Genomic DNA, 22,209 nt, shown 5'->3' on the forward strand with positions numbered 1-22,209 from the left:
GTCCGACGCTCTACCTGCCATTTCACTACCGAGTAGCGACCCGCCTCACACCCAGTTTGCCGGATGCTCGCTCTGTTATCGGGAAGCAAACCTACTTCAAGTACGGATTTGGGCATTGTGCCCCTCACCTGCGCATTCGCAAGATCAACTTTTTTGCAAATTGTGGGTAACTCGGCTGTTGAATTGAGCGGAGACATGGTTAAGTGGGTCCTGGTCGCAAGCTTCTGTGTTCGAGGGACGGATCCAAAGTCCAAACCATCAGCAGGATCGATGTTGCGAACGGTGTACTGGGTGCTTTCCTGCAGGGGGAACAGAGTACAGCGGTCGGAACGGACCCGGTGGATGAACCTACTTGTCCGCCGTTCCGGTATGGAAAGAGAAGGAACAGAATGGCACAGGGAACTGTGAAGTGGTTCAACGCGGAGAAGGGGTTCGGCTTCATCGCGCCCGAGGACGGGTCCGCTGACGTCTTCGTCCACTACTCCGAGATCCAGGGTTCGGGCTTCCGCACTCTCGAGGAGAACCAGAAGGTCGAGTTCGAGGTCGGCCAGGGCACCAAGGGCCCGCAGGCCACTGGTGTTCGCGCGCTCTGATAGCGGGCCTACCCACAGGTATCCGTCCCCCATCGCCTCCCAGGCGGTGGGGGACGACCCATATCCGGACCCATTACACTCGATCACGACCCGGGGCGACATCGTCGCTGCACAGCGAGTGCAGCTCTTGAACACGGTATAAACGTTGCTGGCAGCGATATATGTAGTCGCAGCCGCTTGCCCCAAGCCGCGTATCGCGCGCCCGCCGCGCCCCGCGGATCGAGACGAAAGGTGTGTTCGCCGGTGGCAACACGAGACCGCGGTGCAGCGCCGAACTCCCAGGCAGCGCCCGACCAGGGCCGTCCCCTGCGTCGTCTCGTCATCGTCGAGTCGCCGACGAAGGCCCGCAAGATCGCTCCCTACCTGGGCCGCGGGTACACCGTGGAGGCCTCGGTGGGGCATATCCGGGACCTGCCGCGCGGTGCGGCGGACGTGCCGGCCAAATACAAAGGACAGCAGTGGGCGCGCCTGGGCGTCGACGTCGATAACGATTTCGAAGCCATCTATGTGGTGAGCCCGGATAAGAAGGCCAAGGTCAGTGAGCTCAAGAGCTTGCTCGCCGACGCCGACGAGCTCTACCTCGCCACCGACCCCGACCGCGAGGGCGAGGCCATCGCGTGGCATCTGCTGGAGACGCTGAAGCCCAAGGTGCCGGTCCGGCGCATGGTGTTCCACGAGATCACCGAGTCGGCCATCCAGGCCGCGGCGGCCGACACGCGCGAACTCGACAAGGATTTGGTCGATGCGCAGGAGACGCGGCGCATCCTGGACCGGCTCTACGGTTACGAAGTTTCGCCGGTGCTGTGGAAGAAGGTCATGCCGCGGCTGTCGGCGGGCCGCGTGCAGTCGGTGGCGACGCGCGTCATCGTGCAGCGCGAGCGCGAGCGCATGGCGTTCCGGTCCGCCGAGTACTGGGATATCGCGGCCAAGCTGGACGCCGGCGCCCAGGAGGGCGGGAATCCGAGCGTTTTCGGGGCGCGCCTGGTGGCGGTCGACGGCGCGCGGGTGGCGAGCGGCCGGGATTTCGGGGCCGATGGTCAGCTGAAGTCCTCGGGTGTCGTGGTGCTGGACGCCGGGTACGCGCAGCGGCTGTCGGAATCGCTGCACGGGGTGGACCTCGCGGTCACCTCGGTCGAGTCCAAGCCGTACACCCGGAAACCGTACGCGCCGTTCATGACCTCGACCCTGCAGCAGGAGGCGGCGCGGAAACTGCGCTTCACCTCCGAGCGCACCATGCGGGTGGCGCAGCGGCTGTACGAAAACGGCTACATCACCTATATGCGTACCGACTCGACCACCTTGTCGGACACCGCGATTCAGGCGGCGCGGGCGCAGGCCACGCAGCTGTACGGCGCGGAGTACGTGAGCCCGACGCCGCGGCAGTACACCCGCAAGGTCAAGAACGCGCAGGAGGCGCACGAGGCGATCCGTCCCTCGGGCGACACCTTCATGACGCCCGGCCAGGTGCACTCGCGGGTCGACAATGACGAATTCCGCCTGTACGAACTGATCTGGCAGCGCACCGTGGCCTCGCAGATGGCCGATGCGCGCGGCACCACCATGACCGTGCGGGTCACCGGCGTCGCGAATACCGGTGAGGAATGCGTCTTTTCGACCTCCGGCCGGACCATCACCTTCGCGGGCTTCCTGAAGGCCTACGTGGAGAGCGTGGACGAGGAGGCGGGCGGCCAGTCCGACGACGCCGAATCGCGCCTGCCCGCGCTGACCGAGGGTCAGGGCGTGACGGCCATCGAGCTGCTGCCGGACGGGCACACCACCAATCCGCCCGCGCGGTTCACGGAAGCCTCGCTGATCAAGGCGCTGGAAGAGCTCGGCATCGGCCGTCCGTCCACCTACGCCTCGATCATCAAGACCATTCTCGATCGCGGATACGTGTACAAGCGCGGTAGCGCGCTGGTCCCGTCGTGGGTGGCGTTCGCGGTGGTCGGGCTGCTGGAGGCGCACTTCGGGCGGCTGGTGGACTTCGACTTCACCGCGGCCATGGAGGACGATCTCGACGCCATCGCCGGTGGCCGCGAGCAGCGCGGAAACTGGTTGTCCAGCTTCTACTTCGGCGGCGAGCACGGCGCCGAGGGTTCGGTGGCGCGCTCGGGCGGCCTGAAGCGCATGGTGGGTGACAATCTCGACGGGATCGATGCGCGAGAAGTCAACTCCATCAAGCTGTTCAGCGATGAAGAGGGTCGCGATGTGGTGGTCCGGGTCGGCAAGTTCGGGCCGTACCTGGAGCGCATGATCGCCAATCCCGATGACCCGCAAGGGGATCCGGTCTCGCAGCGGGCGAACCTGCCCGACGATCTGCCGCCGGACGAGCTGACGCCCGAGGTGGCCGAGAAGCTGTTCTCGACGCCGCAGGAAGGTCGCTCGCTGGGCGTGGATCCGGTGTCGGGGCACGAAATCGTCGCCAAGGAAGGGCGTTTCGGTCCGTACGTGACCGAGATCCTGCCCGAGCCGGCCGAGGAGCCGGAGGCGAAGAAGTCGGCCAAGAAGGCGACCGCGCCCAAGCCGCGCACCGGGTCGCTGTTCAAGTCGATGGACCTGGCCTCGATCACGCTCGACGACGCGCTGAAGCTGCTGTCGCTGCCGCGCGTGGTGGGCGTGGATCCGACTTCGGGTGACGAGATCACCGCACAGAACGGCCGGTACGGGCCGTATCTGAAGAAGGGTACGGATTCCCGGTCGCTGGCCGGTGAGGATCAGATCTTCTCGGTGACCCTCGAGGAGGCGCTGAAGATCTACGCCGAGCCCAAGCGTCGCGGCGGGCAGGCGGCCAGTGCCGCGCCGCTGCGTGAGCTGGGTGTGGATCCGGTGTCGGAGAAGCCGATGGTGATCAAGGACGGCCGGTTCGGGCCGTACGTCACCGACGGCGAGACCAATGCCAGCCTGCGCAAGGGCGACGAGGTCGAGTCGATCACCGATGCGCGGGCCTCGGAGCTGCTGGCGGATCGGCGGGCGCGTGGGCCGGTGAAGAAGGCGGCCAAGAAGACCGCGAAGAAGGCGCCGGCCAAGAAGGCCGTGGCCAAGACGGTGGTCAAGAAGGCGGCCGCGAAGAAGGCCGCCGCCAAGACCGCCGATGGGGTCACGACCAAGAAGGCCGCCGCGAAGAAGGTGGCCGCCAAGAAGACCGCGGCCAAGACGGCGGCCGCCAAGTCCTGAACTGGGGCGATGCCCGGAGAATTGGGGTCACTTCGGACCGTACCAATCGGTCTGAAGTGGCTTTTCTCTGTCGGTCCGCTGCCGTAGCGTGTACTCCGGAACACGCATCAGCGGAAGGGTATTCGATGACAGTGGACCGGAGCCGCGAGGATCTGATCGACCTGCTCGCCGAACAGCGCGAGATCTTCCGCATCACCCTGCGTGGGCTGGACGAAGATCAGGCCCGGCAGCGCAGCACCGTCAGCGAGCTGACCCTGGGCGGACTGCTGCACCACGTCATCAATACCGAACGGCATTGGACGCAGGTCATCGTCGATCGGGACGAGAACGCCGAATTCGATGTGTCCGGGATGGACACCGAATACCGGATGGGTCCGGACGAGACCCTGGAAGGGCTGCTGGCCGAATGGGAGACGGTGATCGCGCGGACCACCGAACTCATCCGCGGGCTGGACAGCCTCGACGAATCCATTCCGATCCCGACCGCGCCCTGGTCGCCCGAACGGATGTGGTGGACAGCGCGTTTCATCCTGCTGCACATCCTGCGTGAGATCTCGCACCACTCGGGGCACGCCGACATCATTCGCGAATCCCTCGACGGCGCGAACACCACCTACCAGCGCGCCTGACACCCGAGGAAACCGGTCGTCCGGCCCGCGCGGTATGCGGATGGGCTGAGCCGGGCTGTCGGTGCGGGCGGCTAGGGTGTACGACGTGGCGGGTGTCTTCGATCGGCTGGTCGGCCAAGGTGCGGTCGAGTCCGAACTGACCGCTGCCGCGGTGGCCGCGCGCGATGGCGCGGGGTCCTCGTCGGCAATGACGCATTCGTGGTTGTTCACCGGGCCGCCCGGATCGGGGCGATCGGTGGCGGCGCTGTGCTTCGCGGCGGCTCTGCAGTGCACGGACCCGGGTACGCCCGGGTGCGGAAAATGCCACGCCTGCACCACCACCATGGCCGGCACCCACGGTGACGTGCGCCGGGTGGTGCCGGAGGGTTTGAGCATCGGCACCAAGGAGATGCGCGAGATCGTGCAGGTCGCCTCGCGGCGGCCGAGCACCGGGCGCTGGCAGGTGGTCGTCGTCGAGGACGCCGACCGTTTGACCGAAGCCGCCGGAAACGTACTGCTCAAGGTGGTCGAAGAACCGCCGGAGCGCACGGTCTTCCTGCTCTGCGCGCCCTCGGTCGACCCCGAGGACATTTCGATCACCCTGCGCTCGCGCTGCCGCCACGTGCATCTGGCCACGCCGTCGGTGGCGTCCATCGCCCAGGTGCTGCGGGAACGCGACGGGCTCTCCGAGCAGGTCGCGAACTGGGCGGCCGCGGTCAGCGGCGGGCACGTCGGCCGGGCGCGCCGCCTGGCCACCGACGAGGAGGCCCGCTCCCGGCGCAAACGCGCACTGGCCCTGGTCACCGCCACCGCCCGCCCCGCGGCCGCCTACGCCGCGGCCGACGCACTGGTGAAATCGGCCGACGACGAGGCCAAGCAGATGAGCGCCGAACGCGACGAGAAGGAACGCGACGAACTCGCGACCGCCCTCGGCGCCGGCGGAACCGGCAAAGGCACCGCCGGGGCCACCCGCGGCTCCGCCGGAGCCCTCAAAGACCTGGAGAAACGCCAGAAGTCACGCGCCACCCGCACCGGCCGCGACGCCCTCGACCGCGCCCTCATCGACGTCGCGGGCCTCTACCGCGATGCCCTGGCCGTCCGCTTCGGCGCCGCCACCGCCGACGCCAAATCCGGGGTCACCCTCACCCACCCCGATATGGCCGACCAGATCCGCGAACTCGCCACCGACGTCCGCCCCGAGGGCCTGCTCCGCTCCATCCAGGCGGTCCTCGACTGCCGCGACGCCCTGGAAACCAACGTGAAGCCCCGCTTCGCGGTAGCCGCCATGGCCGCCACCCTCATCGCCGCCCGCTCCGCGTGAGCCCGACCACCCGTTTTCGTGATCCGGGCCCGAGACGATAGACTCGCAGCGCCGGAAGGCACGCCGCCTTAGCTCAGTCGGTAGAGCGCTTCACTCGTAATGAAAAGGTCGGGGGTTCGATTCCCCCAGGCGGCTCCATCAAATATCCCATCCGCCTGCGGATTCGCGGGCGGATGGGTTTTCTGGTTTCAGGGCCCGGCACCGCGATGTATTCGGCTCGCGGCGTGCTGGATTCGGCTGGTCCGCCGCAGCGATCGGGGGTCGGTGGGCGGCGACTTGTGTTCGTGGTGAGGCGAAATCTGTTCGGGCGGGCTCGGTTTTGCGAATCTGGCGGCATTGCGACCCGGCGGATCGGCCGGGAGGAAAGCCGCCCGGGTATCGGATGACGATGGCGAGGTGCGGCGAAATCTGGAGGGAGCCGCACCGTGGCCGGTGAGAACGAGCACGCGCAGGACGAGGTCCAGGAGCCGGTGGCGGTACCGGCCGCGACGGTGCCCGAGGACGACGAATCCGAGGATCTGGCGGCGCCCGCGGATTTGGATGTGCCGGCGCTGTCGCGCCGGAAGTTGTTCGCCGGGGCCGGGATCGCGGCCGCGGTGGTGGCCGGCGGCGGACTGGCGGCCTGGCTGACCACGCGGCGGACGCCGGGGTCGGGGCCGGTGCATCGGGCCTTGAAGATCGGTTTCGGCGGCGGCGTGTGCGAGGCGCCGCTGTTCGCGGCCCTGCACACCGGCATCTTCGAGAAGCACGGATTGCAGGTCGAGGTGGTCAAGACCGGGGCCGATGAGATCAAGGACGCGGTCGGGGCGGGGAAGCTGGATGCCGCGCCCGGCATCTTCTTCTCCTGGCTGAAGCCGATCGAGCAGGGGATCGACGCCAAGCTGGCGGCGGGGCTGCACGAAGGCTGCCTGCGGATCATCGTGCCGCCGGACAGCTCGATCAAATCCATTGCGGAGCTGCGGAACAAGACGATCGGCGTGGCGGCCATCGGCGATTCGGCCATGTCGTTCTTCTCGGTGGATCTGCTGGACGCCGGGATCAACCCGAGTCAGGACGTGGAATGGCGGGTGTTCCCGGGGGATCAGCTCGGGGACGCGCTCGCGCGTGGCGAGATCGCGGCGGTGGCCGGGAGCGACCCGAACGCGCTGCTGCCGACATTGCGGGGCAAGGCGCGCGAGCTCACCAATAACGCGACGGGCGCGAACCGGCAGCTGTACTGCTGCGCGACCGCGGTCAACGGCCGTCTGCTGCGCGAGGACCCGGATACCGCGCGGGCCTTGGTCACCGCGTGGGCCGAGGGCAGCCGCTGGGTGGGCGCGAATCTGGCGCGCACCGCCGCCATCGAGGCGGAGCACAAGTATGTGGCCGCCGAGCAGCCGGTCATCGAATCGATTCTGCAGACCTACGGCTACAACCCGTCGGCGGCGCGGTTGAAGACCGAGATCACGCCGGGGATCGAGAAATTCGCCAAGACCGGGTACCTGGACCGCAAGACCGAGGCCCGGGTGCTCGCCGACAAGGTGTACGTGGATCTGGGATTGACATGGTGACGACCGCGCCCGCCGCGGTCGTCACACCGGAAGCGGGCGCGGCCCCGGCGAAAGCGCCTGGCGCGCGGCGGTATCCGCCGACGCCCGGGTTCGTGCTCGGCTGGTCGCTGTGGGTGCTGACCGCGGCGGTCACCCTGCTGGTGCCGGACGAACTGACGGCGGCGTCTCCGCGTGCGGCGGGAATCCTGTTCGGCGCGTGGACGATCGCGCTCACCGGCTGGGCGATCCTCGCCTACCGCAGTGCTCCCGCGACGGTCCGGCTGCGGCATTGGACGCCGTGGATCGCGGTGGTGGCGGCCTGGGTGCTGGTGTGGGAGTGGACCACCGCCAAGACCGGCTGGTTGCAGCCGCCGCATTTCGCCTCGCCGCAGCAGATGCTGCTGGCCTTCTACGACGATGCCGGGCTGCTGGCGTCGAGCACCTGGCATTCGCTGCTGTTGCTGTTGATCGGATTCAGCATCGGCGCGGTGGCCGGACTCGCCACCGGAATCGCGACCGGTTGGTCGAAAGCGGTTTCCTACTGGGCGAATCCGATCCTGCAGACGCTCGGCCCGGTACCGCCGGCCACCATTCTGCCGCTGGTGTTCGTGCTGTTCCCGACCACCTACCTGGGCAGCGTGTTCATGGTGGCGTTCGGGGTGTGGTTCCCGGTCGCGGTGCTCACCCGGGCCGGGATCGCGGGCGTCGGGCGCGGCTATTTCGATGTGGCACAGACCCTCGGCGCGTCGAATCGATTCCTGATCTGGCGGGTCGCGGTGCCGGGCGCGCTGCCGAGCATTTTCACCGGCTTGTTCATGGGCCTCGGCGCTTCGCTGGCGGCGCTGGCGGTGGCGGAACTGCTGGGCGTGAAGAACGGGCTCGGCTGGTACATCCAGTGGACCAAGGGCTGGGCGGCGTATCCGCGCATGTACGCGGCGATCGTGATCATGATCGTGGTCTGCCGATTGTTGATTCTGGGGTTGTTCCGGTTGCGGAACCGCGCCCTGGACTGGCAGAAGGATCTGGTGCGATGGTGACCGAGGGCCTCGCGGTCGATATCGAAGGCGTCTCGCATCAGTTCGCGGTGGCCGGGGCGCGCCGGCGCACGCTGCTGGACCGCGCCCTGGGGCGGCCCGCGCCGGTGCCGACCCGGGCGCAGGAATTGGGGCGGCTGCGGGTACTCACCGACGTGTCGCTGCGCATCGAGCCGGGTCAGTTCGTGGCGCTGCTGGGGCCGTCCGGGTGCGGGAAGTCGACACTGCTACGGCTGCTCGCCGGATTGGACAGGCCGTCGCGGGGCGTGGTGCGCGCCGGCGGCGAGCTCATCGCGGGCCCGGATCCGCATCGTGCCTTGATGTTCCAGGATCCGACGCTCTTCCCGTGGCGGACCGTCGAACAGAATGTGGCGCTCGGACCGCAGGCGCGGGGCAGCCTGGGCGCGGAGCGGGATCGGGTCGCCGAAGCGCTGGAACTGGTCGGTCTGACCGGCTTTCGGGATTCCTACCCGGCGCACCTGTCCGGCGGTATGGCGCAACGCGTGGCACTGGCGCGCGCCCTGGTGAATCGGCCACGCTTGTTCCTGCTCGACGAACCGCTCGGCAAGCTCGACGCGCTCACCCGCGCCACGCTGCAGACCGAGATCTCCCGGCTGTGGCAGCGCGACCGCTTCACCGCGGTGCTGGTCACCCACGATGTCGACGAGGCGCTGCGCCTGGCCGACCGCGTGGTGGTGTTCACGCCGCGGCCCGGAAAAGTGGTGCGGGACTTGGCCGTCGACCTGCCGCGCCCGCGTGATCACGACCATCCAGAATTTCTCCGATTGCGCCGAGAGCTCTTCACCGCGCTCGGCGAGACAGGCAGGGCTGCCGCATGACCGCAATCTCCGCGTCCGCCGCGGGCGTGTACGACTCGTTCGCCGACGCCGTCGGCCATACACCGCTGGTACGACTGAACCGGGTGACCGATGACATCCGGGCCACCGTGTACGTGAAGCTGGAATACCTGAATCCCGGTGGCAGCGTGAAAGACCGGGCCGCGCTGTGGATGCTGCGCGCGGCCGAGGAATCCGGCGAACTGGGGCCGGGCGGCACCGTGGTGGAGGCCAGCTCCGGTAATACCGGGCTCGGGCTGACCGCGCTGGCGGCGGCGCGCGGATACCGGGCCGTCGTGGTGGTGCCGGACAAGGTGAGCGAGGAGAAGAAGGCGCTGCTGCGGGCGCACGGCGCGGAGGTGCATGTGACGCCCGGGCTGCGGCCGGTCGGGCATCCGGAGCATTTGCGCAGTGTGGCATTGCGATTGGTGGAGGAGATTCCCGGGGCCTGGTTCGCCGGGCAGTACGACAATCCCGCCAATCCGGCCGCGCACAAGGCCACCACCGGGCCCGAGATCTGGGCCCAGACCGGCGGGCGGATCACGCATTTCGTGGCCGGGATCGGCACCGGCGGCACGATTTCCGGTACCGGCGAATTCCTCAAGGAAGCCTCGGGCGGCGCCGTGCGGGTGATCGGCGCGGATCCGCAGACCTCGGTGTACGGCGGTGGGGACGGGCGGATCTGGTACGTCGAAGCGGTCGGGCACTTCCGGCATCCGCAGACCGAGGAGGACCTGTGGCCGGAGTCGTATCACCGGGAGGTGGTGGACCGGATCGAGAGCGTTCCCGATGTGGAGTCGATCGGGCTGCTGCACCGGCTGGCCCGCGAGGAGGGGCTGCTGCTGGGCGGATCCTCCGGCACGGCCATCGCGGCGGGCCTGCGGATCGCGCGCGAACTCGGCCCGGACGACGTGGTCGTGGTGATCGCCCCGGATTCCGGCCGGGCCTACCTGTCGAAGTACTACAGCGACGCCTGGCTGGGGACGCTGGGTTTCCCGCTCGCCACCCCGGCGACCGATCGCACGGTGGGTGAGGTGCTCAGCTACCTCGACCGCGGTGCGGAGGCGGAATCGGTGGGATCGCAGGCCACGGTGGCACAGGCGCGGGCCTTGCTCGGCGACGATCGCACCTTGCCGATCGTCCTGCAGCGCACCACTTCCGGGCCGGCGGTGGTGGCCGAGATCATCGGGTCCGTCACCGCTTCCGATCTGATCGGCGCGCCGGGCGATGCGCCGGTGACCGATTACGCGGATGCGCCGTTGCCACTGTCCGGACTCACCGAATCGGTGCTCGGGGCGGCCGAACGGCTGGCCGGGCAGCACGGGCCGGTGGTGATCGTGCACGAGGGGCGGGGCATCGCGCTGGTCGACATCTCGGTGCTCACCGCCGCGGCCCGCGCCATCACCGAGTCGGAAAAGGAAGTGACGCGGTGAGATTCCTTCGCTGGGCCGCCGCCGGCGCCGCGCTGCTGACGCTGGCGGCGCCCGGGCTGCGGCCGCGCACGTCGGGGTGAGCGCCGCCGATGCCACCCCGGGTGGTTTCACCGTGCTGACGGTCCGAGTGCCCAACGAATCCGCCACTGCGGGCACGGTCAAGGTGGAAGTGTCGCTGCCGCAGGACAATCCGCTGGCGGTGGTGCGCACCGAAGCCACGCCGGGCTGGACGGCCGTGGCGCGCCGCGCCACCCTGGCCACGCCCGTGGACAACGGCCACGGCGGCAAGGTCTCGGAATACGTTGCGGGAGTGACCTTCACGGCCCGGGACGGCAATGCGATCGGCCCCGGCGAGTTCACCGAGTTCCGGCTGCAGATCGGTCCGCTGCCGCATGTGAACGAGCTGGTCTTCCCGGCCGTGCAGACCTACAGCGACGGCAGCGTGGTTTCGTGGATCGAACGATCCGCCGACGGCACCACGCCCGACAAGCCCGCCCCGATCCTGAAGTTGTCCGCGGCCCACGGCGACGGCCATGGCAAGTCCGCTGCGGCACCGGAAACAGCTGCTGTGCACAATGATTCGTCCGCATCGATCTGGCTGGCCGGGCTGGCGCTCGCGATATCGGCCGGCGCACTGGCTTCGTCGGTCGCTCCGCGACTGCGCGGTTCCAAGCCGGAATGACCTCAACCGCTACCACCGACTCGGCGTACCGGACCGGAGCTCTGCACACTCGTATCGGCCAACCCGCTGCGCGCGCGGCTCGACGCCCCGGTGGACCTCTGCGTTCACCCTGGCGCCGCGCCAGGTCCTGGCTGGTGACGGTGGGGATCGTGCTGGTGTGCGGGTGGGCCGGGGCGGGGACGGCGGCCGCGCACGCGGTGCTGGTCGGTACCGTTCCGGCCTATGGTGCGACGGTTTCGGTTGCGCCGGAGCGGGTTTCGATGACTTTCGACGAGCCGGTGACGGTGGTGCCGAACGCGGTGTCGGTGGCGGATCGGGACGGGGAGCGGGTCGACCTCGGCGAGGTCGATACCGCCGACGGCGGGCGCACCGTGGTGGTGCCGCTGCACGCCGGTGTGGCCGACGGGACCTACCTGCTGGGCTGGTCGCTGCTGTCGGCGGACGGGCACGTGGTGGCCGGGTCGATCGTGTTCGGGGTGGGCGTGCCGCCGGATCTGTCGGTGACCGCGCCGCCTCCGGATCCGCTGGTGGCGGTGCTGGATACGGTGGTGCGACTGCTCACCGCGATCGGTTACGCGGGCGTGGTGCTCGCGGTGGGTCTGCCCCTGGCGGCCCGGTTCGTGTGGCGGCCGGCATTGCGCACTCGCGGGATCCTGCAACTGATTCGCGTCGGTGGGGTGTCGACGGCGGTGTCGGCCCTGCTCGTCTTCGCGGCCACACCCGGGCGGCTCGCCGGTGCGGCGGGCTGGGGCGAGACGCAGGCGTGGATACGGTCCGCCAGTTCGGTGGCCGGTGCGTCGGCGCTGCTCCGCTGCCTGGCCGCGGTGGTATTGCTCGTGGCCGGGGCACGCTGGGTCAGGGCCCGGCGATCGCCCGCACCTGCGGCGGAAGTCGGTCTCGATCGGCAGGTCGGCGGCCGCTGGTCGGCGGTTCGGCGCATGGGCGGCCGGTGGTCTGTGGTTCGGCGAATGGGCGGTCGCTCGCATGCGGTTCGGCAAGTGGGCGGTCGCTCGCATGCGGTTCGGCGTGCCGGTGGCCACTGGTGTGCGGTTCGGCACGCGGGTGGTCGCTGGTATGGGGTGGCGGCCGGTGTTGCCGCCGCGCTCGTGGTGATCGCGTCGGCGACCTCGGGACATGCGGTGGGCGGCGAATATCGCACGGCCGCACTGATTTCGACAGTGCTGCATGTGGTGGCGATGGCGGTATGGGTCGGCGGGGTCACGCTGCTGGTGCTGACGCGGCGGGTGCCCGGCCTCGCCGAGCGTGTGGCGCGCTTCGGCCGGGTAGCCCTGGCGGCGGTCGCGGTGCTGGTGCTCACCGGCCTGTTCCAGTCGTGGCGTGCGGTGGAACCGCTTGCGGCGCTGTGGGATACGTCGTGGGGCCGGTTGCTGGTGCTGAAACTGAGTCTGGTGGCGGTGGCCCTCGGATTCGCCCTGTGGGGGCGGACGCGAACCGTGCGATGGGAATTGGCCGCGCAGGTATCGGTACTGGTGGTCAGCGCGCTGCTGACCGGAGTCGCGCCGGCGAAGGACACCTACGATCCTGCCGTCACGCTCGAAGCGCGGGTCGGGGCATTCCAGGCGCGGGTCTCGGTGGACGGGGCGCACAGTGGGCGGCAGGAAATCACCGTGCGACTGCGAGATTCGGCGGGGACTCCGGTGGACGCGCTCGAGGTGACCGGCCGCCTGGTGCTTCCCGATGGGCAGGCCGGTCCGATCGAGGTGCCTTTCCGGCGTGTGGAGCCGGTCGAGCTGGGGCCGGATTACTTTGTGTCGCAGCCGGTTCGAGTGCCGCTTGCGGGCGAGTGGCAGCTGCGGCTGACCGTGGTGGCGGATCGGCTGAACGGGTACGCGGCGACGGTTCCATATCGGGTGTGGTGATCACGGCCTTGGCGGTCGCGGCCGCGGCCGGCCGTAGTGATCGTGGCCGCACCCATCCGGTGTGGAGGAAACCGGCGCGGCTGCCCGGATCACTCGGGCAGCCGCTGTTCCGGGCTAGCTCCCGGGCTTGCTGACCAGGCCGCGGCCGGTGGTCAGGGGCAGATCGACCGCTGTGAGCAGGCCCGGACGAGCCTCGACCACGGCCGGGATGGCGCTGACCAGCCGGGCGGCGGTGCCGACCACCCCGGCCAGCGCGTGGTCGCCGTTGCTGTAGAGCTGCAGGTCGAGCTGGTAGTCCGGGTCGCCCTGGATTTCCACGCGGTAGCAACCCTTTCCGGTGGGCTGCGGCCATTCGGGGGCCAGGTCGGGGTGCAGGCGGGTGACGTGTTCGAGGGTGAGGACCTCGCGGCCGTCGCGCACGCCGTGCACTTGGAAGCGCAGGGCCGCGGCGGTGCCGGAGGCGATGGTGCGATCGCCGATGACGATCTTGTCGGTCGCGGGCAGTCGTTCGAAATGCTGTGTGACGGTGTCGAGTTCGACATCCAGCGCCGCGGCGAGCTGGCGGATGACGCTGCCCCAGGCCAGGGTGAGGACGCCGGGTTGCAGCAGCATGGGCAGGGCGTCGAGTTCGCTGCCGAAGCCCATGATGTCGAAGACGACCTTGGGGTTGTCGTAGGTGGAGTAGTCCATGATCTCCGAGCAGATGATGCGGTCGATCCGCTCGGAGCCGCTGCTCAGCAGGAGTGGGAGCCAGTCGTTGGCCCAGCCGGGGTCGATGCCGTTGACCCACAGCGACGCCCCGCCCTCCTCGGCCGCCGCCACGATCGGCGCGATGGCCTCGTCGGGCAGCACGCCGTAGGGGAACTGCAGGAAGACCGGGCTGCTGGACACCACATTGATGCCCGCGCGCAGGAACCGCTTCAGGTCCTCGACCGATTCCATGAGCCGGTCGTCGGCCATGGCGGTGTGCAGGATGCAGTCGGGCCGCAGGGCGATCAACGCGTCGGCATCGGTACTGGCCTTGACGCCGGTTTCGACGTCCAGGCCCGCGAGTTCGCCCGCGTCCTTACCGGCTTTGGCGTCGCTGGACACCCAGACGCCGACGAGTTCGAGTTCGGGCCGGGCGATGATGGAGCGCAGGGCGCGGGCGCCGACATTGCCTGTGCTCCATTGGATTACACGATATGTCATGGCAAATCCTCAGTGTCGCAACAGATCACAGATCGGGAATGGGAAGTTCGAGATTGGGCCGCTCGATGCCGCCGTCCACTTCGAGGACCTTGCCGGTGATGTAACCACCCGCCCGGGAACTCAGGTACACGATGGCGGCCGCGATCTCCCAGGGCTCGCCGAGTCGCTGCAACGGCGTCACCGATTCCATGGCAGCTTTGATTTCCGGTTGCTGCGCAACGACATCCAGCGCCGAGGTGAGCACCGACCCGACCGCGATGGCATTGACCCGGATCTTCGGCGACAGATCGGTGGCGGCCATCCGGGTCCAATGCGCGAGCGCGGCCTTGGCGGTGCCGTAGGCGAGGAACCCGCGCCCGGACGTGCGCCCCATCATCGAGCTGATGCTGACCACCGACCCGCCGCCGGCTTGCAACAGGTGCGGGACGGCGGCCTGGGTGAGCGCGTGGGCGGTGGAGACGTTGAACCGGAAGGCGTCCTCGAGGAATTCCGGGGTGCTGGTCATGAAGGTGTTGGGCATGGTCCCGCCGACATTGTTGACCACGATGTCGAGGCGGCCGAGCTCCGCGGCGGCGGTATCGGCGAAGGCTTTCACCGCGGACAGGTCGGACAGGTCGGCGGTGACGGTGACCGCGCGCCGGCCCAGCGCGCGGATCTTGCCCGCGACTTCTTCGAGCTGATCGGTGGTGCGGGCCGCGATGGCGACGTCGGCGCCGGCCTCGGCGAGGGCGAGCGCGGTGGCGGCGCCGATGCCGCGGCCCGCGCCGGTGACGACGGCGGCCCGGCCGTCGAGTCGGAAGGTGTCCAGGATCATGGCGAAAGTCCTTCGGAGAGCTGCCCGCTCGTGATGGCGGTCACATGCAGTCTTTAAGAACAAGCTCTTAACTGTCAAGGATGAGTTCTTTATGCGCTGGTGAACCGCTACCCTGCAGACTGTGGCAGGGACAGACGCGCGGGAGCGGATCATCGCCGCCGCGGAACGCTTGATCGCCGAGCGCGGGCAGGGGGTGCCGCTGCGGGATATCGCCGCGGCCGCGGAACAACGGAACAATTCGGCGATCCAATATCACTTCGGCTCCCGGGACGGGCTCATCGAAGCCGTGGTCGAACGTCGGCTCGCCACCCTGGAAGTGCGCCGGCTGGAACTGCTTGCCGAACGAGCCGGTTCGGGGCGGCCGCCGGGGGTGCACGGGCTGCTGGAAGCGCTGGTCATTCCCATGTTCGAGCTCGGGGAGCGGCACGGGGCGCATCATTACGCGCGTTTCCTGGAGCAGATCCACACCCACCCGATCGTCACCGACGCCGGGAATCTGGAAGGCGCGGACCGCACTTCGGTCCGGGTGATCATGCAGGGCCTGGACCGCGAGCTGGCCGCATTGCCGATGCGATTGCGAGTGCGCCGGTTGCGTGCCCTCACCACAATGCTTTTCGCGCTGCTCGCCGATCACGAGCGCGCCGTGGAGGCGGGCAAGGTCCGCGCCGGGGATGTGGATGCCTGGGGAGAAATCATCGATATGCTCGCGGGCTCGCTGACCGCGCCGGTCATCGGCCTGGCCGTGGATCGGGCGCGCGGCTACCGTTGATGTTCGTGGACACCGCCTCGACCGAGCTCGATTCCCGGCCCCGCCCGCGCTGGGTGAGCATGAGCCTGCCCGTTGTCGCCGGGGCGGGGGCGGCGGGGGTGCTGGCGCTGCTGCATTTCCGGGATCCGCATTCGGAAGGGTCCTACGGGGTGTGCCCGTTCTACACGCTGACCGGTTTCTGGTGCCCGGGGTGCGGGGGGCTGCGTGGCCTGCACAATCTCACCGACGGGCGGATCCTCGACGCTATCCAGAGCAATATCTTCGTGTTGCCGCTGCTGCTCGGATTCCTGGCCTACTGGGTGAATTGGCTGGTCGTGGGCTGGCGCGGCGGGGGCGTTCCGGCGCTGCCGCGGATTCTGCCGCGCAACGCCGTCTGGGCGGCCGCGGGCTTTCTCCTTATCTATACGGTTTTCCGAAATACCCCGTGGGGCAGCTGGCTAGCTCCCGTGTAATCGGTAATGCTCTGGATATGACCGATTCCCTCAAGGAACGTGTACGTGCCAAGCTGCTGCGCCAGTTGAACGAGGACGGTGCGCCGGATCCGGATCAGGATGATCCACGCCAGATCTCCGTCCAGGACGACCTCGAAACCCTGGACAGCGTGGCGGACGGCGACCCCCTGATCGAGGAACTCGCCGCCCGCTACCTCGTGCCGTGAAACCCCACTGCGAAGCGGTTCAGATCGCGCAGGGCGCGGCGCCGTCGGTGCCGCCGCCGAAGGGGCGGGTTTCCGGGACCGGGTTCCAATGTCCTTCGGTGCGCGCGTAATTCCACTTCGGACCGGATTCGACCAGCGTCGCCACGGCATCGACGAGCCGGTCCACATCGGCGGCGGTGGTGCCGAGGCCGATGCTGGCGCGCAGGGCGGCATCGACGCCGAGGCGGGCGAGCAGCGGATGGGCGCAGAAGCGGCCGTCGCGCACGCCGATGCCGTGCTCGGCGGACAGATAGGCCGCGACCTGGGCGGGTTCGTAGCCGTCGACGGTGAAGGCGACGATGCCGACCGCATCGCTGCTGTCCCGCCAGATACGCAGGAAGTTCACGCCCGGAACGGTTTTCAGGCCGTAGCGCAGGCGGTGGGTGAGGTACTGCTCGTGCTCGACGGCGGTCGTCTCGTCGATGGCGGCCAGCGCGTCGCAGGCGGCGGCGAGGGCGGCCACGCCGAGCACATTGGGCGAACCGGCTTCGTGGCGCTGCGGGGCGGGCGCCCATTCGACGCTGTCGGTGGTGACGGAGCGGACCGCGCCGCCGCCGGCCAGGTAGGGCTCGGCCGCGTCGAGCCAGTCCCGGCGGCCGACCAGCACGCCGGCGCCGAACGGCGCGTACGCCTTGTGGCCGGAGAAGACCAGGTAGTCTACGCCGGAGGTCTGCAGGTCGATGCGGCGGTGCGGGGCCAGCTGGGCGGCATCGACCAGGATGCGGGTGCCGCACTGGTGCGCGATCCAGGCCAGCCGCTCGATGGGCAGCAGTTCGCCGGTCACATTGGAGGCGCCGGTAATGGCAAGCAGCGCAGCCGGCTTCGAACACAGTTCGGCGACCAGCCGCTGCACCGTCTCCTCGATGGTGTCCGCGACCGGCACCACCCGGCGGCCGTGCCGCTCCCAGGGCAGGAAGTTGGCGTGGTGCTCCACATCCAGCACCACGGTGTCGCCGGGCACGCAGCCGGCCAGCAGGTTGAGCGAATCGGTGGTGTTGCGGGTGAAGACCACGACCTGGTCGTCGGCGGCGTGCACGAAACGGGCGACCGCGCCGCGGGCGGCTTCGTAGCAGTCGGTGGAGACGCGGGAGGCGTAGCCGGCGCCGCGGTGCACGCTGGCGTAGTACGGCAGCAGTTCCGCGATCCGGTCGGTGACCTGCTGCAGGGCGGGGGCGCTGGCGGCGTAGTCGAAGTTGGCGTAGGTGGTGGTTCCGCCCTGGACGAGGGGGACCTGGAGGTCGCGACCGGAAACGGTGGCGAGCGGGGCACAGGCCTGGTCGGCGAAAGCAGTCATCACGAAATCCCGTCGGGTAATGGGACGCGCGATCAGAAAACAGGTGATCGAGAGTCCGCGCTTGCCGTGCCCGGTCGGGCTACGGCCCGGTCGTCACCTGGAGCACCCCACCGCGGAGGAGGGTTGCCGACCAGCTAGCCAGGGCTTGACGCTGGTACTCATGACCTGATTGGAGAGGCTGGCAGATGCCTCGGGTGGTTGTCAACCCCGCCGCGAAAATCATCCGAAAGTTGGAGTGGGAGGGTGCCGAAGTTCGAATCGCGAGATCGTTGCTGAGGCGTACAGTCGGAGACGAAGTTAGGGTGGCCTAAAGAGTGCGGCCCGGTAGTTGATCACGAGGGAGCTCGACCATGACCAGCACGGTAGACGCCGCCACGCCGTTCTCGACGCTCATCCGCACCGCGACCGAGCAGCAGCACAACGAGGCCGAGCACTCCACCTTCATGCGCGATCTGCTCACCGGACAGCTCGGGGTGCAGGCCTTCTACCGCTACACCGGGCAGCTCTGGTTCGTTTACGAGGCGCTCGAAAAGCATTCCGCCGCACTGGCTTCCGATCCGGTCGCGGGCCCGTTCGTGCGTCCCGAGCTGAATCGCCTGGCCGCGCTCGAAGCCGATCTGGACTACCTGGGCGGCGCGAACTGGCGCGAGGAGCTGGCGCCGCTGCCGTCCACCGCCGCCTATGCCGCCCGCATCGAGGAATGCGCGGGTGAATGGCCGGCCGGGTACGTGGTGCACCACTACACCCGCTACCTGGGGGATCTGTCGGGTGGCCAGGTCATTCGCGGTACCGCCGAGAAGCTGTGGGACCTGCCCAAGAAGGGCGATGGGGTGCGGTTCTACGTGTTCGAGGGCATCTCGAATCCGGCCGCGTTCAAACGGGAATACCGCGAGGCCCTCGATGCCATGCCGATCGCGGGCGCCGAGGTCGAGCGCGTGCTGGACGAGGCGCGATTGGCCTTCACCATGAACACCGACCTGTTCCGTGAGCTCGGCGCGGAATTCAGCACGCGGAACTGAATCTCTGACGTCCGAGGGCCGTCGACCTTTTCATCAGGGGGTCGGCGGCCTTTCGCATGGGCCGGGCAGGGGAAACACCGGAGCGGGTCGCGCGAAGCCGGGAATGGGCTTGCGCTCAGGGGCGGTGGCGAGTTGCCATGGAGGAGTGAGTCTTCCGCTGCTGCTCAGTTTCGTCGGCCTGTGCGTCCTGCTCGCTCTGACGCCGGGGCCGGATACCTTTCTGGTCCTGCGGTTTTCGATGGCCGGCCGACGTCAGGCGGTGGCGGCGGCGCTCGGATCGGCACTGGGCGGGATCGTCTGGGCGGTGGTGGTCGCAGCCGGGGTGGCGGCGCTGCTGGAGCAGTCCGCGACGGCCTATCGCACGCTCAAGGTGATCGGCGGAATCTACCTGGTGTACCTGGGCGTTCGGGCCCTGCTATCGCGGCGGCGCGGGCCGGACGAGGAGGGTGAGACGTCCGCGCCGGAAACGGATTCCCGGGTTCGCTCCGCGTTCGCTGCGGGATTGCTGTCGTGTGTGCTCAATCCGAAGGTCGGGTTGTTCTACCTGGCGGTGCTGCCGCAGTTCCTCACCCAGGTGACTTTCGCGAACACGCTCACCCTCGGCGCGATCGAATCCACCGTCGCCGCAATCGAAATGGTGCTGCTGGCCGTCGCTGCCTCGCGGGCGGTGGCGCTATTGCGGCGGCCTCGGGTGCGGCAGCGGCTGGAACAGGCGAGTGCGGCCGTGCTGGCGGCGCTGGGTATCGGGACGGCCGCGTCGGCGGCGTGAGTCAGTCGGCGATCTCGGCGCGGTGGTAGGCCCCGTTGTAGTAGACGAGGGGGCCCGCGGCGGGGGTGTCCTGGGTGTGGTCGTAGACGCGGGTCACCAGTCCGATGATGAGGTCGTGATCGCCGAGTTCGATGCGCTGGTAGACGGTGGCGCGGACCCAGATCGGCGTGCCGTGCAGGATCGGCTCGCCCGATTCCAGGGTGTTCCAGAGCGACCGGTCGGTGAAACGATCCTCGGCGGCGCGGCTGAAGCGCTGCGCCAGATGCTTCTGGTGCTCGCCCAGGAAATGCACCACCACGGAGTCGCTGGCGCGCAGGGCGGCGATGCTCGACGAGGTGTGGGCGATATTGAAGGAGATCAGGGGTGGTTCGGCCGAGAGCGAGGCGAACGAGGTGGCGGTGAAACCGACCGGACCGTGCTCGGACTTCAGCGTCACGATGGTGACGCCCGCCGGATAGTGCCGCATGGCCGCCCGATACTGCTGCGCGGTGATACCGCTCAGATCATCGGGCACCTGTAGCTCGGACCCGGGCGCCGGAGAATCGCTCACGCCTCGAACCTACGCGCAACCCCGGCCGCTTATTCCCCGGCTGTAAGAAATCTCGCTCAATCCACGTCGATGGCCAGGCCCGCCGTGATCCGCACCAGCTCTCCGAACGTGGTGCGGAACAGCGTGGTGGGATGACCGCCGGCCGCCCACAGCTCGGGGTGCCGGGCGAGCGCGTTGTCGATGAAGGTGGGCAGATTGGTGGGATGCCCGAGCGGGGCCACCCCGCCGATCGGCTGCCCGGTCACCTCGCGCACCATGGCGGCGGGCGCGCGAGTCAGGGTGCCCTCCAGGCGTTTTCCGGTGTTCTCCAGATGCACCTGGTGCGCGCCGGAGACCAGCAGCAGCACCGGATCCTCGTCCAGCAGGAACACCAGGGATTTGGTGATGGCTCCGACGTCCACGCCCAGCGCCTCCGCCGCCTCGGCCGCGGTGTGGGTGGGCGTGGGCTGAGTGACGATCACCCCGTGATGGCCGCGCTGGATCAAGGTGTCGGAAACCCTTGTCGCGACGGGTGGCAGGGACCTGCGCATGGCAACCAGGGTAGAGCGATTGCGGTGAATGTGCGGGGGATCAGTAATCGGGGTAGCCGTCCTCGGGGCCCAGCATTTGCACGATGCGCGCCTGGGTGACCCGGATCAGCTCCGTTACGGAGTGGTCCGAGATCGCCTCGTGCACACAGGAATCGAAGGCTCGCTCCGCATCGGTGGGGGAGAGGGCGTGGAGTTCGGCCTCGGCGGCGGTCTGTAGTGCCGCGTAGCTCGGGTAGGGACGGCCGTCGGCCAGTTTCGCCGCCCAGGTGACATTGCAGCAGCATTCGTAGAGGGCGTGGATGGCCTGCTGGCGGGAGAGATGGTTGAAGCGGTCGAGCCCGACCCCATGATGCATCAACATCGAGACCTCACACACTGGGGATATAGCAAGTGCGGACCAGATAATCGTGCGTCCGCAACCATGCGTAAAACAGTGCGTCCCAGCAGAATTAGCACAGCTTTAACACCACCCAGCAAACCTCTCGGTCTCTAGCCGCCCGGCCCGTGTGAGCCGGGCGGCGCGGGTGGATGGGAGGGCTCCGGCAGGCCCGATACGCTGGACCGATGACCGATTGGAAGGCTTTCGAGGTAGAAAGCAAGGACCACGTCGCCCAGGTGACCCTGACCGGCCCCGGCAAAGGCAATGCCATGGGCCCGGACTTCTGGCGCGAGCTGCCGCTCATCTTCCGCGAACTCGATGCCGACCCGGAGGTCCGGGCCATCGTGCTGACCGGTTCGGGCAAGCATTTCTCGTACGGGCTGGACCTGCCGGCGATGAGCCCGCTGTTCGGGCCGCTGCTGGCGGACAAGGCGCTCGCCGGACCGCGCACCGGCTTCCTCAAGCACGTGCGCGAGATGCAGGACTCGGTGACGGCGGTCGCGGACTGCCGCAAGCCGGTCATCGCGGCCATTTCCGGCTGGTGCATCGGCGGCGGGCTGGATCTGATCGCGGCCGTGGACGTGCGGCTGGCCAGTGCGGACGCCAAGTTCAGCCTGCGCGAGGCCAAGGTGGCCATCGTGGCGGATATCGGGTCGCTGCACCGGCTGCCGGGGATCATCGGCGAAGGGCATGTGCGTGAGCTCGCGCTCACCGGCAAGGACATCGACGCGGTGCGGGCCGAGAAGATCGGCCTGGTCAACGAGGTGTTCGAGGATCAGGAAGCGGTGCTGAACGCGGCACACGAGATGGCGCGCGAGATCGCCGCCAACCCGCCGCTGGTGGTGCAGGGCATCAAGGACGTGCTGGATCAGCCGAACCGCGGCAAGGTCGCTGACGGCCTGCGCTACGTATCGGCCTGGAACGCCGCGTTCCTGCCGTCGGAGGATCTCACCGAGGCCATTACCGCGGTCTTCGAGAAGCGCCCGCCGCGCTTCCAGGGGAAGTAACAACTCTCCGGGGGTTCGTCCCCGGGCCTCCGGGGATGTGCGAAAAGGACTGTGCACCTCCGGTTCCCCGGCCTATCGTTGGTCGGGGGCTGGAGGTTGT

At 68.7% G+C, this 22,209-nt stretch carries 22 protein-coding genes, 1 tRNA gene and 1 riboswitch; of the genes, 17 read left to right on the plus strand and 6 right to left on the minus strand.

Annotation, left to right across the window (positions count from 1 at the left end; all coding sequences use genetic code 11):
* Positions 1–389 precede the first annotated feature (389 nt).
* From NY1_RS25960 to NY1_RS26010, 11 genes are all read left to right on the plus strand, one after another.
* Entirely contained in the window at positions 390–593 is a 204-nt protein-coding gene (locus tag NY1_RS25960; protein WP_029925108.1) for a cold-shock protein, read from the plus strand.
* A 243-nt stretch (positions 594–836) separates the two neighbouring features.
* A complete protein-coding gene (gene topA, locus NY1_RS25965) occupies positions 837–3,767 on the plus strand; it encodes a type I DNA topoisomerase (protein ID WP_067718622.1) in 2,931 nt (976 codons plus the stop codon).
* 125 nt (positions 3,768–3,892) lie between these two features.
* Positions 3,893–4,396, plus strand: coding sequence for a DinB family protein (locus NY1_RS25970; RefSeq protein ID WP_067718625.1), 504 nt, complete (start codon positions 3,893–3,895; stop codon positions 4,394–4,396).
* Positions 4,397–4,481: 85 nt separating this feature from the next.
* Positions 4,482–5,696, plus strand: coding sequence for a DNA polymerase III subunit delta' (locus NY1_RS25975; RefSeq protein ID WP_067719024.1), 1,215 nt, complete (start codon positions 4,482–4,484; stop codon positions 5,694–5,696).
* A gap of 62 nt (positions 5,697–5,758) precedes the next feature.
* Positions 5,759–5,834, plus strand: a tRNA-Thr gene (locus NY1_RS25980).
* 287 nt (positions 5,835–6,121) lie between these two features.
* On the plus strand, positions 6,122–7,246 hold the full coding sequence (locus tag NY1_RS25985; protein WP_084535343.1) for an ABC transporter substrate-binding protein: 1,125 nt from the start codon (positions 6,122–6,124) through the stop codon (positions 7,244–7,246).
* A complete protein-coding gene (locus tag NY1_RS25990; protein WP_067718627.1) occupies positions 7,240–8,262 on the plus strand; it encodes an ABC transporter permease in 1,023 nt (340 codons plus the stop codon). Before NY1_RS25985 ends, NY1_RS25990 begins: the two co-directional genes overlap by 7 nt.
* Positions 8,256–9,098, plus strand: coding sequence for an ABC transporter ATP-binding protein (locus NY1_RS25995; protein WP_084535344.1), 843 nt, complete (start codon positions 8,256–8,258; stop codon positions 9,096–9,098). The genes NY1_RS25990 and NY1_RS25995 overlap by 7 nt, the downstream gene beginning before the upstream one ends.
* The gene (locus NY1_RS26000; protein ID WP_067718630.1) at positions 9,095–10,528 is read left to right on the plus strand and encodes a PLP-dependent cysteine synthase family protein; all 1,434 of its coding nucleotides are present in this window, start codon (positions 9,095–9,097) and stop codon (positions 10,526–10,528) included. Before NY1_RS25995 ends, NY1_RS26000 begins: the two co-directional genes overlap by 4 nt.
* A gap of 76 nt (positions 10,529–10,604) precedes the next feature.
* Positions 10,605–11,210, plus strand: coding sequence for a YcnI family protein (locus tag NY1_RS26005; protein ID WP_067718633.1), 606 nt, complete (start codon positions 10,605–10,607; stop codon positions 11,208–11,210).
* A gap of 134 nt (positions 11,211–11,344) precedes the next feature.
* A complete protein-coding gene (locus NY1_RS26010) occupies positions 11,345–13,090 on the plus strand; it encodes a copper resistance CopC/CopD family protein (protein ID WP_067718636.1) in 1,746 nt (581 codons plus the stop codon).
* Between the two features lie 114 nt (positions 13,091–13,204).
* Here the strand turns inward: NY1_RS26010 and NY1_RS26015 are convergent, their stop codons facing one another.
* Both NY1_RS26015 and NY1_RS26020 read right to left on the minus strand, forming a co-directional pair.
* Positions 13,205–14,281 carry an NAD(P)H-dependent amine dehydrogenase family protein gene (locus NY1_RS26015; RefSeq protein ID WP_067718639.1) on the minus strand — a complete coding sequence of 359 codons (1,077 nt, stop codon included), beginning with the start codon at positions 14,279–14,281 and terminating at the stop codon, positions 13,205–13,207.
* Positions 14,282–14,306: 25 nt separating this feature from the next.
* On the minus strand, positions 14,307–15,095 hold the full coding sequence (locus NY1_RS26020; RefSeq protein WP_067718642.1) for an SDR family oxidoreductase: 789 nt from the start codon (positions 15,093–15,095) through the stop codon (positions 14,307–14,309).
* A 121-nt stretch (positions 15,096–15,216) separates the two neighbouring features.
* Here NY1_RS26020 and NY1_RS26025 point away from each other — a divergent pair, with 121 nt between their 5' ends.
* The 3 genes from NY1_RS26025 to NY1_RS26035 are packed head-to-tail and all read left to right on the plus strand — an operon-like array spanning position 15,217 to position 16,522.
* The gene (locus NY1_RS26025) at positions 15,217–15,864 is read left to right on the plus strand and encodes a TetR/AcrR family transcriptional regulator (RefSeq protein WP_157762480.1); all 648 of its coding nucleotides are present in this window, start codon (positions 15,217–15,219) and stop codon (positions 15,862–15,864) included.
* Between the two features lie 59 nt (positions 15,865–15,923).
* On the plus strand, positions 15,924–16,316 hold the full coding sequence (locus NY1_RS26030; RefSeq protein WP_501193565.1) for a DUF2752 domain-containing protein: 393 nt from the start codon (positions 15,924–15,926) through the stop codon (positions 16,314–16,316).
* Positions 16,317–16,333: 17 nt separating this feature from the next.
* The gene (locus NY1_RS26035) at positions 16,334–16,522 is read left to right on the plus strand and encodes a hypothetical protein (protein ID WP_067718649.1); all 189 of its coding nucleotides are present in this window, start codon (positions 16,334–16,336) and stop codon (positions 16,520–16,522) included.
* Positions 16,523–16,541: 19 nt separating this feature from the next.
* Here the strand turns inward: NY1_RS26035 and NY1_RS26040 are convergent, their stop codons facing one another.
* Positions 16,542–17,855 (minus strand): aminotransferase class V-fold PLP-dependent enzyme, encoded by a 1,314-nt coding sequence (locus NY1_RS26040; protein ID WP_067718652.1) that lies wholly within the window; start codon positions 17,853–17,855, stop codon positions 16,542–16,544.
* Between the two features lie 52 nt (positions 17,856–17,907).
* A riboswitch (SAM riboswitch) is annotated at positions 17,908–18,021 on the minus strand.
* Between the two features lie 184 nt (positions 18,022–18,205).
* On the opposite strand from NY1_RS26040, the gene NY1_RS26045 reads away from it, so the two are divergent.
* Positions 18,206–18,874 (plus strand): biliverdin-producing heme oxygenase, encoded by a 669-nt coding sequence (locus tag NY1_RS26045; protein ID WP_067718655.1) that lies wholly within the window; start codon positions 18,206–18,208, stop codon positions 18,872–18,874.
* A gap of 145 nt (positions 18,875–19,019) precedes the next feature.
* The gene (locus tag NY1_RS26050) at positions 19,020–19,643 is read left to right on the plus strand and encodes a LysE family translocator (protein WP_067718657.1); all 624 of its coding nucleotides are present in this window, start codon (positions 19,020–19,022) and stop codon (positions 19,641–19,643) included.
* A 1-nt stretch (position 19,644) separates the two neighbouring features.
* Here NY1_RS26050 and NY1_RS26055 read toward each other — a convergent pair whose 3' ends face one another.
* From NY1_RS26055 to NY1_RS26065, 3 genes are read right to left on the minus strand one after another with little or no spacing between them, the layout of a single operon-like run.
* Complete coding sequence (locus NY1_RS26055; protein WP_067718660.1) at positions 19,645–20,193, minus strand: flavin reductase family protein; 549 nt, start codon at positions 20,191–20,193, stop codon at positions 19,645–19,647.
* A gap of 56 nt (positions 20,194–20,249) precedes the next feature.
* Positions 20,250–20,723: a YbaK/EbsC family protein gene (locus NY1_RS26060; protein WP_067718663.1), complete on the minus strand. Its 474-nt coding sequence runs from the start codon at positions 20,721–20,723 to the stop codon at positions 20,250–20,252.
* A 40-nt stretch (positions 20,724–20,763) separates the two neighbouring features.
* Positions 20,764–21,084, minus strand: a complete 321-nt coding sequence (locus NY1_RS26065; RefSeq protein WP_067718666.1) for a 2-oxo-4-hydroxy-4-carboxy-5-ureidoimidazoline decarboxylase — start codon at positions 21,082–21,084, stop codon at positions 20,764–20,766.
* 203 nt (positions 21,085–21,287) lie between these two features.
* On the opposite strand from NY1_RS26065, the gene NY1_RS26070 reads away from it, so the two are divergent.
* On the plus strand, positions 21,288–22,109 hold the full coding sequence (locus NY1_RS26070; protein WP_067718669.1) for a crotonase/enoyl-CoA hydratase family protein: 822 nt from the start codon (positions 21,288–21,290) through the stop codon (positions 22,107–22,109).
* Positions 22,110–22,209: the final 100 nt, after the last annotated feature.

The sequence above is a fragment of the Nocardia yamanashiensis NBRC 100130 genome (assembly GCF_001613325.1).
GTDB lineage: Bacteria > Actinomycetota > Actinomycetes > Mycobacteriales > Mycobacteriaceae > Nocardia > Nocardia yamanashiensis.

Bases quoted from the DNA above. Each gene is read 5' to 3' on its own strand.
- NY1_RS25960 (WP_029925108.1), top strand. From the start codon at position 390: ATGGCACAGGGAACTGTGAAGTGGTTCAACGCGGAGAAGGGGTTCGGC.
- NY1_RS25970 (WP_067718625.1), top strand. From the start codon at position 3,893: ATGACAGTGGACCGGAGCCGCGAGGATCTGATCGACCTGCTCGCCGAA.
- NY1_RS25990 (WP_067718627.1), top strand. From the start codon at position 7,240: ATGGTGACGACCGCGCCCGCCGCGGTCGTCACACCGGAAGCGGGCGCG.
- NY1_RS25995 (WP_084535344.1), top strand. From the start codon at position 8,256: ATGGTGACCGAGGGCCTCGCGGTCGATATCGAAGGCGTCTCGCATCAG.
- NY1_RS26000 (WP_067718630.1), top strand. From the start codon at position 9,095: ATGACCGCAATCTCCGCGTCCGCCGCGGGCGTGTACGACTCGTTCGCC.
- NY1_RS26015 (WP_067718639.1), bottom strand. From the start codon at position 14,281: ATGACATATCGTGTAATCCAATGGAGCACAGGCAATGTCGGCGCCCGC.
- NY1_RS26020 (WP_067718642.1), bottom strand. From the start codon at position 15,095: ATGATCCTGGACACCTTCCGACTCGACGGCCGGGCCGCCGTCGTCACC.
- NY1_RS26030 (WP_501193565.1), top strand. From the start codon at position 15,924: ATGAGCCTGCCCGTTGTCGCCGGGGCGGGGGCGGCGGGGGTGCTGGCG.
- NY1_RS26035 (WP_067718649.1), top strand. From the start codon at position 16,334: ATGACCGATTCCCTCAAGGAACGTGTACGTGCCAAGCTGCTGCGCCAG.
- NY1_RS26040 (WP_067718652.1), bottom strand. From the start codon at position 17,855: ATGACTGCTTTCGCCGACCAGGCCTGTGCCCCGCTCGCCACCGTTTCC.
- NY1_RS26045 (WP_067718655.1), top strand. From the start codon at position 18,206: ATGACCAGCACGGTAGACGCCGCCACGCCGTTCTCGACGCTCATCCGC.
- NY1_RS26060 (WP_067718663.1), bottom strand. From the start codon at position 20,723: ATGCGCAGGTCCCTGCCACCCGTCGCGACAAGGGTTTCCGACACCTTG.
- NY1_RS26065 (WP_067718666.1), bottom strand. From the start codon at position 21,084: ATGTTGATGCATCATGGGGTCGGGCTCGACCGCTTCAACCATCTCTCC.
- NY1_RS26070 (WP_067718669.1), top strand. From the start codon at position 21,288: ATGACCGATTGGAAGGCTTTCGAGGTAGAAAGCAAGGACCACGTCGCC.